At 65.2% G+C, this 15424-nt stretch carries 12 protein-coding genes; 7 read left to right on the plus strand and 5 right to left on the minus strand.

What is annotated here, in order from left to right; translation table 11 throughout:
- Window positions 1-104 precede the first annotated feature (104 nt).
- Window positions 105-1124, plus strand: coding sequence for an aldo/keto reductase (locus LDO41_RS05130; protein WP_223982802.1), 1020 nt, complete (start codon window positions 105-107; stop codon window positions 1122-1124).
- 172 nt (window positions 1125-1296) lie between these two features.
- A complete protein-coding gene (locus tag LDO41_RS05135) occupies window positions 1297-2793 on the plus strand; it encodes an ATP-binding protein (RefSeq protein ID WP_223982805.1) in 1497 nt (498 codons plus the stop codon).
- 45 nt (window positions 2794-2838) lie between these two features.
- Here LDO41_RS05135 and LDO41_RS05140 read toward each other — a convergent pair whose 3' ends face one another.
- Entirely contained in the window at window positions 2839-3621 is a 783-nt protein-coding gene (locus tag LDO41_RS05140; RefSeq protein WP_223982808.1) for an IclR family transcriptional regulator, read from the minus strand.
- Window positions 3622-3779: 158 nt separating this feature from the next.
- Between LDO41_RS05140 and LDO41_RS05145 the strand changes: the two genes are divergently transcribed.
- The 4 genes from LDO41_RS05145 to LDO41_RS05160 all read left to right on the plus strand — a co-directional run bounded on the left by LDO41_RS05145 (window position 3780) and on the right by LDO41_RS05160 (window position 9775).
- Entirely contained in the window at window positions 3780-5810 is a 2031-nt protein-coding gene (locus LDO41_RS05145) for a hydantoinase/oxoprolinase family protein (RefSeq protein WP_223982811.1), read from the plus strand.
- Window positions 5811-5812: 2 nt separating this feature from the next.
- Window positions 5813-7462, plus strand: a complete 1650-nt coding sequence (locus LDO41_RS05150; RefSeq protein ID WP_223982814.1) for a hydantoinase B/oxoprolinase family protein — start codon at window positions 5813-5815, stop codon at window positions 7460-7462.
- A gap of 31 nt (window positions 7463-7493) precedes the next feature.
- Window positions 7494-8738, plus strand: coding sequence for an ABC transporter substrate-binding protein (locus LDO41_RS05155; protein WP_223982817.1), 1245 nt, complete (start codon window positions 7494-7496; stop codon window positions 8736-8738).
- Window positions 8739-8830: 92 nt separating this feature from the next.
- Window positions 8831-9775 (plus strand): LysR family transcriptional regulator, encoded by a 945-nt coding sequence (locus LDO41_RS05160; protein WP_223982820.1) that lies wholly within the window; start codon window positions 8831-8833, stop codon window positions 9773-9775.
- 15 nt (window positions 9776-9790) lie between these two features.
- Here the strand turns inward: LDO41_RS05160 and LDO41_RS05165 are convergent, their stop codons facing one another.
- From LDO41_RS05165 to LDO41_RS05175, 3 genes are all read right to left on the minus strand, one after another.
- On the minus strand, window positions 9791-10690 hold the full coding sequence (locus tag LDO41_RS05165) for a glycine betaine ABC transporter substrate-binding protein (RefSeq protein WP_223982824.1): 900 nt from the start codon (window positions 10688-10690) through the stop codon (window positions 9791-9793).
- Between the two features lie 110 nt (window positions 10691-10800).
- A complete protein-coding gene (locus LDO41_RS05170) occupies window positions 10801-12351 on the minus strand; it encodes a UdgX family uracil-DNA binding protein (RefSeq protein ID WP_223982827.1) in 1551 nt (516 codons plus the stop codon).
- Entirely contained in the window at window positions 12348-13580 is a 1233-nt protein-coding gene (locus LDO41_RS05175) for a putative DNA modification/repair radical SAM protein (RefSeq protein WP_223982830.1), read from the minus strand. The genes LDO41_RS05170 and LDO41_RS05175 overlap by 4 nt, the downstream gene beginning before the upstream one ends.
- A gap of 220 nt (window positions 13581-13800) precedes the next feature.
- Between LDO41_RS05175 and LDO41_RS05180 the strand changes: the two genes are divergently transcribed.
- On the plus strand, window positions 13801-15048 hold the full coding sequence (locus LDO41_RS05180) for an aminotransferase class V-fold PLP-dependent enzyme (RefSeq protein ID WP_223982833.1): 1248 nt from the start codon (window positions 13801-13803) through the stop codon (window positions 15046-15048).
- Between the two features lie 7 nt (window positions 15049-15055).
- Here LDO41_RS05180 and LDO41_RS05185 read toward each other — a convergent pair whose 3' ends face one another.
- Complete coding sequence (locus LDO41_RS05185; protein WP_223982836.1) at window positions 15056-15421, minus strand: response regulator; 366 nt, start codon at window positions 15419-15421, stop codon at window positions 15056-15058.
- Window positions 15422-15424 lie beyond the last annotated feature (3 nt).

A 15424-nucleotide genomic window follows, 5' to 3' on the forward strand; every position in this document is an offset into this window, starting at 1 on the left:
GAGACCTGCAACGACTCAACTGTTCCATATTCCGTCTTGGACAGGCTCAAGTCCCCATCCTAGACTGCTCTTCATCCACTTCTTAACGAGATTCGGAATTCATCATGAGCATTCGCGACACACTGGCCGGCCACGTACTCGGCTTCGGCACCGCCCCGCTGGGCAATATGTTCCGCGCCATTCCCGAAGCGGAGGCGCAAGCCACCGTCGAGGCCGCCTGGACACAGGGCGTGCGTTACTTCGACACCGCGCCGTTCTATGGCGCCGGCCTGGCCGAGATCCGTCTGGGCGAGGCGTTGGCACAGCGTCCGCGCGACGCCTATGTGCTCAGCACCAAGGTCGGCCGCATCATCCTCGATGAAGTCGAGGACGCCAGCGCCCGCTCGCTGGGCGAAAAGAGTGGCGTGTTCGCCGCGGGCCGACCCAACAAGATCGTCAACGACTACTCGGCCGACGCCACGCTGCGCTCGATCGAGGACAGCCTCAAGCGCCTGAAGACCGACCGCCTCGATCTGGTATGGATTCACGATATCGCGCAGGATTTCTACGGCGACGAATGGCTGTCGTACTTCGAAACCGCCCGCAAGGGTGCGTTCCGCGCGCTGACCCGTCTGCGCGATGAAGGCGTGATCAAGGGCTGGGGTCTTGGCGTCAACAAGGTCGAACCAATCGAACTGACGCTGGATCTGGGCGAAGCACAACCCGATGGTTTCCTGCTCGCGGGCCGCTACTCGCTGCTCGATCACGAGCGTGCGCTGCAGCGCGTCATGCCCAAGGCGGCCGAGCGCAATACCGAGATCGTCGTCGGTGGTCCGTACAGCTCCGGCATTCTGGCCGGTGGCGCGCACTTCGAATACCAGAAGGCGCCGGCGGAAATCATCGCCAAGGTCGAACGCATTAAGTCCGTCGCCCACCGTCACGGCGTGAGCATCAAGGCCGCCGCGCTCCAGTTCGTGCTGGCGAACCCCGCCGTGGCTTCGGTAATCCCTGGTGCCAGCAAGCCCGAGCGCATCGCCGAAGACGTCGCCGCGCTCGCGGAAGTCATCCCCGCGGACTTCTGGCGCGACCTGCGCGCGGAACGCCTCGTCGCCGAGAACGCTCCGCTGCCCATCGACCGCGCTTGACGGTTGTGCTCCCTCTCCCTGAAGGGAGCGCCCCGCGCGCCAATGGTTTGCTCCCCTCTCCCTCGGGGAGAGGGGCCGGGGGTGAGGGCACTCTCACGTTTCAGAAGGATTTACCGCGATTTACCCGACTTAACCACGCATCCACGGCAGGTCCGGTAAAACGGGTTACATCATGAGCGACATTTTCGTTTTCGGCCCGTTTCGGCTATATCCGCAGGCACGCGTGCTGCAACGCGAAGGCGTCGACGTGCCGCTGGGTAGCCGCGCCTTCGACATGCTCGTGGCCATGGTGGATCGCGCCGGCGACGTGCTGTCTCATCGGGACCTGATGTCCATCGCCTGGCCCGACCTGGTCGTGGAAGACTCCAACGTGCGAGTGCAGATGGCCAATCTGCGCCGCAAGCTGGGCTGCGGCATTGCGGGCGTGCGGTATATCGCGAGCATCGCCGGCCGTGGCTATTGCTTCGTGGCGCCGCTGCAATGCATTCCGGCCGAGCGCTCCGCCACGCCGGTGCGGCGCATTGGCGTACCCCGTCCACTGCCGCCACCGCTGGAACGCGCACTCGGCCGTGGCGAACAGATCATCGAACTATCGGCGATGCTGACCAGCCGCGGCTTTGTCTCCGTGGTGGGGCCCGGCGGTGTGGGCAAGACCACGCTAGCGGTGCTGGTCGCGCATGCGATGCACCAGTACGCCAATGCCACGTGTTTTGTTGATCTCGGTACCGTCGAGCATGGCGTGATGGTGCTCGACCTCGTCATCGCTGCCGTGGGCCTGCATGTGACGGGCAGCGATCGCCTCGAGGAGTTACTTAATTTTCTGAGCGAGCGGCGCATGCTGATCGTGCTCGACAACTGCGAACACCTGATCGAAGCGGTGGCCGCGCTGGTCGAGCAACTGGTCACGCACGCTCCCTACACGCGACTGCTGATCACGAGCCGCGAAGCGCTACGCGTGCATGGCGAATCGGTCTATCTGCTGCGCCCGCTGGGGTCACCGCCGCATACCGGGCGTCTGACCGCGCGGCAGGCGTTGGCCTGGCCGGCGGTGCAGCTGTTCATGGAGCGCGCGCTGGAAGGCGGCTATCATCCGCCGCTGAGCAACGAGCACGCCGCGGTGGTGGCGGGCATTTGCCGGCGCCTCGACGGCAACCCGCTTGCGATCGAACTGGTGGCGAGCCGCGTGGGTCGCTATGGCATTCAGGGCGTGGCGGATCTGCTGGGCAACCAGCTGGCCCTGCGCTGGCGTGGCCGCCGCGATGCCGCGCCACGGCACCGTACGGTAGAGGCGATGCTCGACTGGAGCTGCAACCTGCTACCCGCGCGCGATCGTCTGGTGTTGTACCGGCTCAGTGTCTTCACCGGCGAGTTCTCGCTCGACGCGGCGGTTGCCGTGGCCGCCGACGACCTGTGCACGACAGCGGAGGCCGCCGAGTCGATCGGCGATCTGATCGACAAGTCGCTCGTCACCGTCAACACGGTCGGCGGCCGCACGCGATTGCGCTTGCTGGACACCACGCGCACGTATGCGGCGATGCGATTGGCCGAAACCACCAATCTGGCGGATACCGTGACGGTCGAGGCCCCGCTGATGATTGCCACGCGGCCGCTGCTGCCGTTGCCACGTGCCGCGGCCGTTACTGTGATGGCGACCGAACTGCCTTGCTGAAACCGCGCCACGCCCCGGTCTGGGGCGGCGAGGATTATTCGCGCCTCAGTGCGCGCGCACGGCATTGGTGATGGCGCCCGCGCATTCGCGCACCATCGGCCCGAGCTTGCCCAGCACCTCGTCGGCGGTCCAGCGGCTGCCCGGCGCCACCACGTGCACCGCCGCCACCGCGCGGCCATCCTTGTTGTAGACCGGAGCGCCCACGTTCAGATGCCCGATGTAGTACTCCTCGAAGTTGATCGAGTAGCCACGTGCCCTGCCCTCCAGCACCTGTTTGAAGATCTCTTCGCGATCGAGGTTCGTGTGCGAAGTCAGCGGCTTGATGTCCGAATCGCGCAGCAGTGACTGGATCTCGGCCTCGGGCAATCCCGCCAGATACGCGCGGCCGGCGGCCGTGCAATACATCGGCATGCGGCTGCCGATGGCCTGATGCGCGACGATCGGCTTGCGGCTCGTGAACGAGGCCACATAGACCATGTTCAGTCCGCATGGCTCGGTCAGCGACACCGTCTCGTCGCAGTTGCTGTTCATCGCCGACAGAAACGGGTTGGCGCTGTCGATCAGCGTGTTGGAGGCCACGTAGTTGCAGCCAATCTCCATGACCTTGTTCGCCAGTTCATAACGCCGCGTATACGGATCCTTGGCCACGTAGCCCAGCGCCTCGAGCGTGAACACGATGCGTTGCGCGGAACTGCGCGTGATACCCACCGTCTCCGCGATCTGGCCCAGGCTCATGTGCCGGTTGCGCGCGCCGAATGCCGCCAGAACAGCGAGTCCCTTCTCCACTGACTGATTGAACATCGGCGAATCCTTGAGATCGCTGTCCATGCGTCAACCTCTAATTGGTTACAACTTAATCGAAATGCGAACGCCGATAAGCGTTTACCGAACGCTTACTTGCTCATAAACTTTTCGTAATCGCTAACCATACACAGTATATCGCATAGCGATTAAATACATGCACTTTCTTGGTGAGGGGAAACGCAATGAAAGTTGGAGTGGAAGTGGGAGGAACGTTCACGGACCTCGTCGCGCACAGCGGCGGTGAAGTTCGCGTCATCAAGGTGCCCAGTACGCCGTCGTCGCCGGATATCGGCGTCGTCAATGCGTTGCGTGCTGCAGGCATCGATTTCTCGCAGATCGAGGACTTCGCGCATGGTTCGACCGTAGCCACCAACGCCGTCCTTGAGCGCAAGGGTGGCAAAGTCGCCTTCGTCGCCACCGAGGGCTTCCGCGACATCCTGTTCCTGCAGCGTCACGATCGCCGTCGGATCTATGACCTGTTCTACAAGAAGCCCGCCCCGCCGCTGCCGCGTCGTGCCTGCTTCGAAGCCCACGAGCGCGTGCTGACCGACGGTACCGTCGAACGCGCCCTCGACGAGCGCCGCTTCCGCGCCGAGGTACTGCCGCTGCTCGAGGCCGGTGCCTACGATGCCGTGGCGATCTGCCTGCTCAATGCCTACCGTAACCCCGAACACGAACTGCGCCTGGCGCAATTGATCCGCGATGCGCTGCCTGGCATCGTGGTCACGTGCTCGCATCAGGTCGCGTGCGAGTTCCGCGAATACGAACGCGCCAGCACCGCCGTGCTATCGGCTTTCGTGCAGCCCGTGATCGCTGGATATCTTGGCCGCCTGACCGAGACCCTGACGCGTGAAGGTTTCCGTGGCCGCTTCTCCGTGATGCAGTCGAACGGCGGCCGCCTGCCGGCAGAAGCGATGAGCGAGAACGCCATCAGCGCGTTGTTCTCGGGCCCCGCCGCAGGCGTGGTGGGCGCGGTGCGCCAGGTGGTGCGCTCCGGCTACCGCAATATCATCACGTTCGACATGGGTGGCACCAGTTCCGATGTGTGCCTGGTGCAGGATGGCAAGCCCACGCTGGCGCCGGAAACCGAGATCGACGGCCTGCCCGTGCGCACGCCGGTGCTCGATATCGTGTCGGTGGGCGCCGGTGGCGGCAGCCTGATCTGGATCGACGACGGCGGCATGCTGCGCGTGGGCCCGGAGAGCGCCGGCGCGCAGCCTGGCCCCGCGTGCTACGGCAAGGGCGGCACGCAGCCGACCATCACCGATGCACATGTGGTACTCGGCACCGTGCGTCCGGAAGCGTTTCTCGGCGGCCAGATGTCACTCGATGTGGCCGCCGCGCACCGCGCGTTCGATGCGCTGGCCGCGCACTTCAAGCTGCCGGTGGAAGCCGTGGCGTACAACGCCGTGCGCCTGTCCAACGCCAATATCGTGCGCGCGATCCAGCTGGTATCGACCGAGCGCGGCCGCGATCCGCGCGACTACGTGCTGGTGCCGTTTGGCGGCGCCGGCCCGATGCAGGCGGCCCAGATTGCCGAGGAACTCGGCATCGACACCGTGGTGGCGCCACCGAACCCCGGCGTGACCTCGGCGCACGGCCTGCTGGCCTCGGACTTCATCAAGTACGAGACCACCACGCACCGCGTGCAGGTTGGCGACGATACCTGCGGCGACTTGCGTACGCGCTTCGCCACCATGAAGCACGATCTCGAGGCGCAGTTCGTGCGCATGTCGTTCGACCAGCCGCTGACCTTCGGCTTCACGCTCGAGATGCGCTACGTCGGCCAGGCCTTCGAAGTACCGCTCGAACTCGATGCGGCGGCACTCGCCAAGCTCGATCGCGCCAGCCTCGAGGCCGCGTTTATCGACGCGCACCACCGCATCTATTTCCATAGCGACAAGTCGGGCCGTCCGATGGAAGTGGTGGCGCTGCGTGTGGGCGCCACGCTGGCCGCCCCGCCGCTCGCGGCCACCTCGCAAAACGCGGGCGGCACCGGCAGCACCGACGCCGCTCCCGGCGAGCCCGCGCTGTACGACGGCACCCAATGGGCACCGTGCGCACGCCGCACCGTCACCGGACTCGCTACCCGCCAGCAGGCGGTGCAAGGCCCGGCCGTGCTCGAGGACTACACCACCACGGTCCTCGTGCCCGCTGGCTGGAAGGCCGCCGTCGATCCGCAATCCAACCTGATTCTGTCCAAGGAGGCCTGAGCATGTCGGTCAATCCGTTCGATAACGCGATCATCAGCCAGAGCATGCTCGCGGCCGCCCGCGAGATGGGCGTCAAGCTGATTCGCTCCGCGTACACCACGATCCTGCGCGAGGCCAGCGACGGCTCCGCCGCGATTGCCAACGTGCATGGCGACATCGTCGCCCAGGCCGAGCTCATTCCGATCCAGCTGGGCCCGATCGGCATGACGCTCAAGGCGATGCTCAAGCAGTATCCGGCCGAGACCATCACGCCGGACGACTTCATGATCACCAACGATCCGTACTCCGGCGGTCAGCACTTGCCCGACGTCTATATCTTCTGCCCGATCTTCTACACCGGAAGACTGATCGGTTTCTCGGCCAGCGTCGCGCACCAGATCGACTTCGGTGGCGGAGCCCCGGGTCTCGACCCCGGTGCCAGCGATATCTATCAGGAGGGCCTGCGCCTGCCGCTGACCAAGTGGTCGAAGTCGCAGGATTGGGACGGTGGCCCGTTCGAGCAACTGGTGCGCGCCAATATCCGCGTACCAGACCTGACCATCGGCGACATGAACGCGATGTTCGCGGCCAATGCGATTGCCAACGCGCGTGTGACGCAGCTGTGCGACAAGTACGGCGAAGCCACCGTCACCGAAGTGATGGCCGAAATGGTCAACTACTCGGAGCGCCGCTTCCGCGCCGCGATCCAGCAGGTACCCGATGGTGTCTATTACGGCGAGGACATGATCGACGACGATGGCGTCAGCGACGAGCCGCTGTTGATCAAGGCCAAGGTGACCGTGGCCGGCGATTCGATCGACATCGACTTCGAGGGCAGCAGCCCGCAGGTGCGCCGCAATCTGAACTCGCCCTACTCGTGCACGGTTTCGGCTGCGGTGACGGTGGTCAAGTCGATCCTGACCTCGCCGGATATCCCGTTCAACGACGGCATTCTGCGCGCGGTGCGCGTCTCGGCGCCGTACGGTTCGATCCTGAACCCGGCCCCGCCTTCGCCGGTGCGCGCGCGCCTGGAGGCCAACTACCGCATCTACAACGCCGTCATGCGCGCGCTGTCCACGGTGGTGCCCGAGAAGGTCATCGCCACGGGCTTCGACACATTGACCGCCGCGTGTTTCTCCATCCAGCGCGACGAGAGCTACAGCGTCTATCTTGAAATCTTCGGTGGTGGCTACGGTGCCTCCCAGCACGGCGACGGTTGCGATGCGGTGGACTCGCCGCTCTCCAACTGCGCCAACACGCCCGCGGAAGCGCTCGACATGGAGTACGACTTCTTCCGCCTGGAGCGCTATGCACTCGAGGCCGACTCGTTCGGCACCGGCAAGCACCGCGGCGGTGCCGGTTTCAGCCGCGAGTACTCGGTATTGAAGGATGGCGTGGTATTTGCGATCTACGCGGACCGTCACCGTTATGCACCACGTGGGCTCTTCGGCGGCGAAGAAGGCAAGCGCGGCTATTGCGAGATCACGCGTAACGGTGTGACCGAGCGCCTGGCATCGAAGTCGATCGTCACGCTGAGCAAGGGCGATCGGGTCAAGGTGTTTATGGGCGGTGGCGGCGGTTACGGCGATGCGCGCGAGCGCAGCCCGGAGCTGGTGGAAGCCGACATCTGCGATCAAATGGTGATCAACGGCGGGATGGCCAGCGCGCACTAAACGTTCAGCACTTTCAGGGGGAATGGAAATCATGAAGCATCGTTTCAATGGTGTGCTGTCCCGATCGTTGGTGAAGTCGATCGCCGCTTCCGCGCTACTGCTTGGCGCCGGTGGCGCACAGGCGGAGATCTCCGATGGCGTGGTCCGCATCGGTTTGCTGACCGACCTGTCGGGCGCGTTCTCGCAGTTCTCGGGTCAGGGCTCGATCGTCGCCGCGCAGATGGCGATCGACGAATGTCTGGCCAAGGAGTGCAAGGGACTAAAGATCGAGCTGCTGTCCGCCGATCACCAGAACAAGACAGATATCGCGCTCGCCAAGGCGCGCGAATGGGCCGACGTCAACAAGGTGGATGCCTATGCCGACATGGTGAACTCGGCGGTGGCCCTTGCCATGCAGAACCTGGCGGTGCAGAAGAAGAAGGCCGCGCTGTTCGCGGGCGGCCCGGTGCGCATCTCCAACGAAGACTGCCAGCCCGAGTACGTGGTGCAATGGATGTGGGATACCTACTCGCAGACCGCCGCGGCCATCAAGGGCATCGCGCAGCCGAAGCAGCGCTGGTACTTCATCACGGTGGATTACGCGTACGGCAATGCGGCGGCCGCTGAAGCGCGCAAGCAGCTGGAGGCGATTGGCGCGCAGACCGTGGGCGAGTCCAAGCATCCGCTCAACAGCAGCGATATGTCGTCACAGGTCATCGCCGCGCAGCAAGCCAACGCGGACGTGGTGGCGTACGTCAACTCGGGCGCCGACTCGGCCAATGCGATCAAGACCGCCAGCCAGTTCAAGCTCGGCGCCAAGAAGATGCAGGCCGCGTTCTTCCCGACGGTCTACGAGATCAAGGGCATCGGGCTCGAACAGGCCAAGGGGCTGCGTTTCCCGGAAAGCTTCTACTGGGATATCGACGATGGCACGCGCCGCTTCAGCAAGCGCTTTATGGACATCTACAAGAAGGGGCCGCCATCGTTGACCCACGCCGGTGTCTATTCGTCGGTTCTGCACTATCTGAAGGCCGTGGCAGCCAGCAAGTCCGACGACGCACAGGTAGCCATTCGCACCATGCACCAGTTGCCGATCCAGGACGATGTGGTGCGCAACCCCAAGCTGCGCCCCGATGGCCGCATGGTGCATGACTACTACTACTTCCGCGTAAAGAACCCCGAGGAATCGAAGGGCCCATGGGATCTCTACGCGCTGGAGAAGACACTGCCGGGCGATGAAGTGTTCCTGCCTGTCAGCAACAGTCAGTGCCGCGTGTTCAAGAGCGCATCCAAGTAAGTGATTGACGGTCGCCGCGCTTCAACACACAGTTGCGGCGCGGCGCCGCTCGGGACAGAATGCAGGGGACTTGAATCATCAGGAGTACTCGCATGCTGGATATCCGCCAACTGCACTATTTCGTGGCGGTCGCCGAAGACGAGCACGTCGGCCGTGCCGCCGAACGGCTGCATATCTCTCAGTCGCCGCTGAGCCGCCAGATCGCACAGCTCGAAGAGAAACTCGGCCTCGTGCTGTTTGAACGCGCACAGCAGCGCATTCGCCTCACGCGCGATGGCCGCGTGTTTCTGGCTGAAGCGCGCGCCTTCCTCACGCACGCAAGCCGGCTCGAATCGCTCGCACGCCGTCTGGGCAGCGGCGACGAAGGTGGCCTGTGCATCGGGTATCTCGAATACGCGATGCATTCGGGCGTGCTGCCCAATGCGCTGCGGCAGTTGCGCGAGACGCGCCCCGCCGTACATATCGCGCTGTACAACCAGCAGTCGGCCGCGCAGCTCGAGGGTCTGCGGCAACGCAGCCTCGATATCGCGCTGGTCTGCGAACCGCCCGAGCCCGACGATCCCGAACTCGATGCCGCGCAGGTGTTGAACGATCCGATGCTGCTCGTGCTGCCCGCCACGCATGCGCTCGCCCATGCCACGCATTTCACGCCAGAAGATCTTGCCGCGCAGGACTGGATCGGCGTGATGCACAAGGAGAGCGTGCTGCGACACGACACGTTTATCGCGGCGTGCGCACGCGCCGGCTTTACGCCGACCATCAAGATGGAGGCCACAGAGCCACTGGCGGCGCTGGGTCTGGTCGCCGCCGGACTCGGCGTCACCACGATCCAGCAGAGCCTGCGCCATCAGGCACCCGATGGCGTGGTGCTGCACGAGCTGCCATGGTTCTCGTATCGCACACCGCTGTGGGCCGCGTGGCATCGCGTGAACCTGCGCCCGCTGGTGGAGTCGTTCCGCAAGACGCTGCTCGACGTCAGCAGCGCCCGCGCCGCGGCCACCGAAGCGCTGGAAGCGGCCCTTGCTAGCGCCGCCTGAGCTACTAAGCCATCGTCATGGTGCGAACCACGCCTTGACGATGTCCGGGTTCGCGCGCATCCACTCGCGCGCGACCGTCGCCGACGGTTTCTTGTCGACGACGATCTGACGCTCCAGCTCCGTCACCACCGGAATGCCGAGCTGCACGCGCGATAGCACCGTGCGTGTGCGCGCGGGCCAGTTCTCCCACACCGTCTTGCGCACCACCACCACCGCGCGGTCGGTACCAAACACGCCCTGCGGTTCCTCCAGCACGCGCACGGGATACACCGCGTTCAGATACTGCGGCTGCCACAGCGGCATAACCATCCACGCGCCGGATGCCGTGGCATCGCCAAGACGCTTGGCCCACTCGGGCGCCGGCGCAATGCCGAGCTTGTAGCCGGCCGCTTCGAGCCCATAACGCTTCATGACTTCACCCGAGCCCACCATCAAACCCGAGCCGGGACCCACGCCGATGATGTCCTTGTCCATGCGCGCGGCCACTTCGGGCTTGCGCAGGTCATCCACCGAGCGCACCGCTGACACCGGCACGTGCGCGGGCACGGCCCAGTAAAGGCGCGCGCCTTCATACAGCGTAGTGGCCTCCACCAGCTGGCTCGCCAGAGGCGCCTGCAGCTTGCCATGCGCATTCGGCAGCCACGACGCCACCAGCATATCGACCTCGCCCTTGCCCAGGCGATCGTAGATGGTCGGGTGATTGCCCTCGGATACGGTCACCTTGTGACCGAGGTCTTCGAGCACGGCCTGCACCACCGCGCCGGTGGCGACGTAGAACGTCAGGTTGATCTGCCCCATCGTCACCGGGGGCGCGGAGGTAGTGGGTTGCGGACTTTGCGCGTGGGCCACGCCCACTCCCATCCCCATACTCAGTACCAGCGTGGTCGCCAGCGTTCGCACAACATGCTTCAACATCGATTTTTCTCCAACGTTATTTTGTTAGAAGCTAGCATCCCGTACGATGGTGTGCAGTTAAACGCTGTGAAGATGGAACACCGGCCCCGACTGCCGGGAGTTGTAACCAGTCAGATGCGATCAGTCTGGTCAGTCAGCCGGCGTGCGCAATCGATGGCGGCCTGGATCGCCGCGGTGATCTGCGCTTGCGCGCCGGGCTCGCGAGCGCGGAGTGCATACGATGGGTGCCACGTGGCCACCAGCCACGTGCGATCGTCGAGGCGCGTCGGCGTATCGAGATAATCGCGCAACTCCGCCTTGTGGCCGAGGATCGCGCGCAATGCGGTGGCACCGAGCGTCACGATCACGGCTGGGCGCACCCGCGCGCGTTCCTGTTCGAGCCAGTGCGCGCAGGCATCGACTTCCTTCTGCGCCGGTGTCTTGTGCAGGCGCCGCTTGCCATTGGCAATCCATTTGAAATGCTTGACGGCGTTGGTCATGAAGACCGTGTCCGGAGATACGCCGGCGCGACGCATCGCATCGTTCAGCACCTGTCCCGCGGGACCGACGAATGGGCGGCCAGCCAGATCTTCCTGATCGCCGGGCTGCTCGCCCACCAGCATGATGCGCGCCGAGACCGGTCCATGCCCCGCCACGGCCTGCGTGGCGTGTTCCCAGAGTTCGCAGCGGCGGCATTGATCGAGCGAGGTCGGCACCGCGCGTTGCGGCTGCGCCTGTTCCGCATCGACGGCCACCTGCTTGCCGCGCATGGTGCCCACCGCGCTGGCCTGCGCCACGCGGCGCGCGCCGTTGCGTGCCTCGGCGACCATGCCGGGGATCAGCGCGCCTTCGGGCAGGCCCTTCCAGAAGCGCACTGGCATATGCTGGTGCAGCGCGGCCTCGTTGATACGTGCGGGATTGAAGGTGCTGCGGTAGTACGCGAGCCAGAGTGGCTCGGCGCGGTCGCCAGCGGAGGCCGAGTGTAATGTCGCTGGATCGGAAATCTCGTCGTCCGGTGCGGCCGATAGCTGCATCGTCTGGCCGTTCCATAACGCCGCGCCCTGCGGCGTGCCGATCCACCATGACGCCGTGCCCATACGCCGCGCGAAATGCTCGGCGGCTTCTTCGAGGACGTCGTGGTCCGGCTCGTACCAGGCGACAAACTGCGGCAGGCCACCGGCCACCTCTCCCTCGGCAATGGCGTCGGCTTCGGGCCCGGGCGGCGGGCCGCCACATTCGCGAAAGCGCACGTACGCAATCATGTCGTGCATGGCGCGTCTTACTGACTTGGCCATCGCGTACAGGCGCGCACCATCCTCGTCGGCGGCCGAGGCCACCGCGCGGTCGCCCTGCTGCCAGCGCCATAGCACGCGGTACAGGAAGGCCCAGCGCTCCGGCGAACGAAACCGCGCCGCGTCGCGCAGCAGCTGGCCGAGGGCTTTCGAGATGCGGACCTGCACCATGCCCGGCAGTGGCATCGCTACCTCCAATGCCGACTCGGAAGCCGGGGCGGCCAGCGTCAGTTGCTCCATCGCGCTTGCGCACCCGGGGCCGTGTTCGATCCATGTCACGGTTTCCGGCGGCCACTGCGCGGCCAGTGCGCGCAAGGCTTGCTCTCGCCACGCGGCATACCCCCCGCCGACCGTGCACTCGACGGTCAGCGTGCGCGCGGACGCCGTCATAACAGCGCGAGTTGCTGCTGCATCGGCTGCAGCGGAGACAGCACGCGTCGCAGTTGCTCGGAGGTCGGATCGGCGAGCGCGGGCCGATAGTCCTGCACGACGATAAACGGCTTGACCGTATCCATCGCGCACCGCAGTCGGATGAGGTCCTGATATCGCACCGCGCGCAAGCGCCGAAGCTCGGTAATCCGCTTCGCATTCCGCATGCCGATGCCTGGCACCCGTGCAATCATGCGCTGCGGTGCGCGATTCAGATCCACCGGAAACGACTCCCGATGCGCAAGCGCCCATGCAAGCTTCGGATCGATATCGAGCGGCAAGTTACCGCTGGCCTGAAACAATTCCTCCGCCCCAAAGCCATAGCCGCGCAGCAGAAAATCCGCCTGATACAGCCGATGCTCGCGCAGCAGCGGCGGCGCCTGCGCCGGCAACGCCGAGGGACTGTCGGGAATCGGGCTGAACGCCGAGTAGTAGACGCGCTTGAGCTTGTAAGCGCCGTATAACGTCTGCGCGGTCGTCAGGATGGTGCGGTCGTCGGCCTCGTCGGCGCCAACGATCATCTGCGTGCTCTGCCCGGCCGGGGCAGACACCGGCGCATGATGCGGCGCGCGTTTCTCCTCCTCGAACGTTTCCTGCGCCAGCCGAATCGTACCCATCGCGCGCTTGATCGTATGCACGCTCTTCTCGGGTGCCAGCCGCTGCAGGCCACCATCGGTCGGCAGCTCGATATTGACGCTGAGCCGGTCCGCATGCAGGCCGGCCGCGTCGATCAGATTCGGGTCGGCATCGGGAATCGTCTTCAGATGGATATAGCCGCGGAACTGGTGGTCCTCGCGCAGCGAGCGCGCCACCTCGACCAGTTGCTCCATGGTGTAGTCGGCGCTGCGGATGATGCCCGAGCTCAGGAACAGCCCGTCGATATAGTTGCGGCGGTAGAAATCGAGCGTCAGATCGACGACTTCGCTGGGCAGAAAACGCGCGCGCGGCACGTTGCTCGTGCGCCGGTTGACGCAATACTGACAGTCGTACTGGCAGAAATTGGTCAGCAGGATCTTGAGCAGCGACACGCAGCGGCCATCGGGCGTAAAGCTGTGGCAGATCCCCGCGCCGGTGCTTGCACCCAACCCCTCGCGCCCGCGCGAATCGCGTTTGGGCGCGCCACTGCTCGCACAGGAGGCGTCGTACTTGGCGGCATCCGCCAGTATTTCGAGTTTGGTGAGCAGTTCCATGGGGGCTGGACGACATACTGTATGGATATACAGTATTACGCGTCTGCCTTTGACATGCAAGGTGCGTGTCACCCGCTCAGGGGATCTTTTTCAGCGCAGCCTCCTTGTGGATCGCTTTCTTGCCCCTGCGAGCGCTCTTGACTTCATATTGCGGGTGTCGGGGCCTCATGTACCATGCGCGATGCAAGGCGCGACCGCGCCTGTTTTGGCAGAGGATTGCATGGCGACATCCGGACCCACCACGTGGCGCGCGCTCGATGACGACGCGCTGGCGCGCATTCGCCGCGAGACGCCGAGTCATGGCGCCACCGCGCACTTCAACAATGGCTCCGCGAGCCTGGCGCCCGCCGTTGTGCTCGACGCGCTGTCCGGTTGGCTCGAGCGCGAACGCGCGGTGGGACCGCATCGCGCGCTGGCCGAGCATGCCGACGTGCTCGGTGACGTGCATGCCAGCATTGCACGATTGTTGGAGGTGCCGCCGGACTCCATCGCCCTCGCCCCTTCGGCGAGCGCGGCGTGGTCCACCGCGCTCGGTGCGGCACTACAGTCGTCGAGGCCGGTCCACGTGATCAGCGCCGCAGCCGAGTACGCGGCCAACGCGGCGTGCCTGCAAGTGGCCCAACGCAAGGGGCGGCTCGACCTGACCGTCCTGCCGTCCGAACATGACGCGTCACTGCTGGCATCAGTCAAACAAGCGCTCGAGCGCGTCGCGCCCGGCGCGTTGCCGATCGTCTCGCTGCCCGCCGTCTCCGCCGCGCACGGTACCCTGGTGCCGCTCGATGGCATTGGCGATCTCGTGCACGCACGCGACGGCCTGTTTATCCTCGATGCCAGTCATCTGATCGGCCAGCGGCCTTTCGACGTGCACGCCAGCGGTGCCGACGTGCTGCTGTTTCCGCCACGCAAATGGCTGCGCGGCCCGCGTGGCATGGCCGCCGCGCATTATTCCGCGCGCGCGTTGCGACAACTCGATCTGCCGGATGGGCTCGATGTCCATGGCGCGTACTGGACCGCGGACGGCATGCGCGTGCGCGATGGCGCCGCACGCTTCGAGCCGAGTGAAATACATCCCGGCCTCAAGCTCGCATTCCGGGCCGCGGCCGACTATGCGCAGCAGATTGGACTCGATCGCATCGCGGGGACGATCGCACAGGTGCGCGGCCGCATCGTGACCGCCATCGAGGCCGCGTGCGGCTGGCTGCCGCGCGAGGCCATCGATGCCGATAACAGCGCGCTCATCACGTACGCACTGCCGGCGCATCTTCCGGGCGCCGAACCGCTCGCCGATGCCCTGCGCGCGCAAAATATCCAGACGGCTGCCGTAGGGTTGCAGCACACGCCGTGGGATTTCGGCGCGCCCGCATCGCGCACGCTGCTACGGCTGACGCCGCATTACTACACCAGCGACGAGGAGATCGCGACACTGGTCGCTGCCCTGACGCGCTACCTGCACCAGCATCCGGCCTGAAGCCCGCTCAGACCGCCAGTTTTTTCAAGCCTTCGAGGACCGCGGCGCCCTTGAACGGCTTGACGATCCAGCCCTTCACGCCCGCCGCCTTGCCCCGATCCTTCATCGCCGGGCTGCTTTCGGTGGTCAGCATCACCACGTTGAGGCTCTTGTTACCGAGTTCGCCGCGGATCTTCTCGACCATCGTCAGGCCATCCATATTGGGCATGTTGACGTCGCTGATGACCAGGCGGATGCCAGGGTCCGCCTTGAGCCGCGACAGGCCATCCTTGCCATCCACCGCGGTCTGCACGTCCAGGCCGTTGCCGCGCAGAAACGTCGCCACCTCATCGCGCACCGCGCTGGAATCGTCCACTACCAGAATCTTTGCCAAGGT

The organism is Cupriavidus pampae (assembly GCF_914271485.1).
GTDB classification, from domain to species: Bacteria; Pseudomonadota; Gammaproteobacteria; order Burkholderiales; family Burkholderiaceae; genus Cupriavidus; species Cupriavidus pampae.

Excerpts from the sequence above, each read along its gene's own strand:
- LDO41_RS05165 (WP_223982824.1), bottom strand. The coding sequence starts at position 10,690 with ATGTTGAAGCATGTTGTGCGAACGCTGGCGACCACGCTGGTACTGAGT.
- LDO41_RS05180 (WP_223982833.1), top strand. The coding sequence starts at position 13,801 with ATGGCGACATCCGGACCCACCACGTGGCGCGCGCTCGATGACGACGCG.
- LDO41_RS05135 (WP_223982805.1), top strand. The coding sequence starts at position 1,297 with ATGAGCGACATTTTCGTTTTCGGCCCGTTTCGGCTATATCCGCAGGCA.
- LDO41_RS05170 (WP_223982827.1), bottom strand. The coding sequence starts at position 12,351 with ATGACGGCGTCCGCGCGCACGCTGACCGTCGAGTGCACGGTCGGCGGG.
- LDO41_RS05145 (WP_223982811.1), top strand. The coding sequence starts at position 3,780 with ATGAAAGTTGGAGTGGAAGTGGGAGGAACGTTCACGGACCTCGTCGCG.
- LDO41_RS05140 (WP_223982808.1), bottom strand. The coding sequence starts at position 3,621 with ATGGACAGCGATCTCAAGGATTCGCCGATGTTCAATCAGTCAGTGGAG.
- LDO41_RS05155 (WP_223982817.1), top strand. The coding sequence starts at position 7,494 with ATGAAGCATCGTTTCAATGGTGTGCTGTCCCGATCGTTGGTGAAGTCG.
- LDO41_RS05175 (WP_223982830.1), bottom strand. The coding sequence starts at position 13,580 with ATGGAACTGCTCACCAAACTCGAAATACTGGCGGATGCCGCCAAGTAC.
- LDO41_RS05160 (WP_223982820.1), top strand. The coding sequence starts at position 8,831 with ATGCTGGATATCCGCCAACTGCACTATTTCGTGGCGGTCGCCGAAGAC.
- LDO41_RS05130 (WP_223982802.1), top strand. The coding sequence starts at position 105 with ATGAGCATTCGCGACACACTGGCCGGCCACGTACTCGGCTTCGGCACC.
- LDO41_RS05150 (WP_223982814.1), top strand. The coding sequence starts at position 5,813 with ATGTCGGTCAATCCGTTCGATAACGCGATCATCAGCCAGAGCATGCTC.